This is a genomic window from Xenorhabdus vietnamensis, assembly GCF_002127535.1.
In the GTDB taxonomy this organism is placed as follows: Bacteria; Pseudomonadota; Gammaproteobacteria; order Enterobacterales; family Enterobacteriaceae; genus Xenorhabdus; species Xenorhabdus vietnamensis.
Genome location: NZ_MUBJ01000102.1, coordinates 1 through 920 on the forward strand (window position 1 = coordinate 1; position 920 = coordinate 920).

The window sequence follows — 920 nt, forward strand, 5'->3', positions numbered from 1 at the left end:
AACCCACAGGAACGTTTTGATTTAGAGTCTGTTCGCGGCGGTGTTGAGATAGACAGTGACGGTGCGCCGACGGCGTATCACATCCGTGAGGCCCATATCGGTGACTGGTGGTCGGGCAGGAAAACCATGACATGGCAACGTATCCGGCGTGAAACTGACTGGGGGCGGCCGATAGTGGTGCATGATTTTGACCACGAGCGCGGCGCTCAGCATCGCGGGATGGGCATACTGGCCCCGATTGTTCAGCGGCTGAAAATGCTGATTAAATATGATCAAAGTGAGTTGGAAGCGGCGATCCTGAATGCGATTTTCGGTGCCTATATTGAGTCACCCTATGATTCACAGATGGTGGCATCCGCCCTCGGTGACACCGGTGATATCAGTGGTGACGAACTCAGCGCATATCAAACACAGCGTGCGGAATATTATGAAGACAAGCGCCTGAACTTACAAAATGGTGCCCGTATTCCTCATTTATTCCCGAATGAAAAAATCGTCACGATTTCAGCCACGCGCCCCACCAGTAACTTTGATGGATTTGAAAGCGCGGTACTGCGAAATATCGCCGCCGCGACCGGACTTTCAACACAACAAGTAACACAGGACTGGTCTGATGTGAACTACAGTTCAGCCCGTGCCGCGATGCTGGAGGCATGGAAAACCCTGACGCGCCGCCGTGATGATTTTGCCATTGGCTTTGCTCAACCCATTGCCTCTGCATTTGTAGAGGAGATCCACGATATCGAAAATCTACCCCTGCCAAACAACGCCCCTGACTTTCTGGATGCGAAGGCGGCTTACTGCCGTGCGCGCTGGATGGGACCCGGTCGCGGCTGGGTGGACCCGGTGGCGGAGAAGAAGGGGGCGATTTTGGGAATGGATGCCGGATTGTCCACGCTGGAAATGGAGGCGGCAGAAAA

At 54.1% G+C, this 920-nt stretch carries 1 protein-coding gene; it reads left to right on the forward strand.

Annotation, left to right across the window (positions count from 1 at the left end; genetic code table 11):
- On the forward strand, window positions 1–920 hold a 920-nt coding region (locus Xvie_RS20380; RefSeq protein ID WP_139838935.1), incomplete at both ends, for a phage portal protein.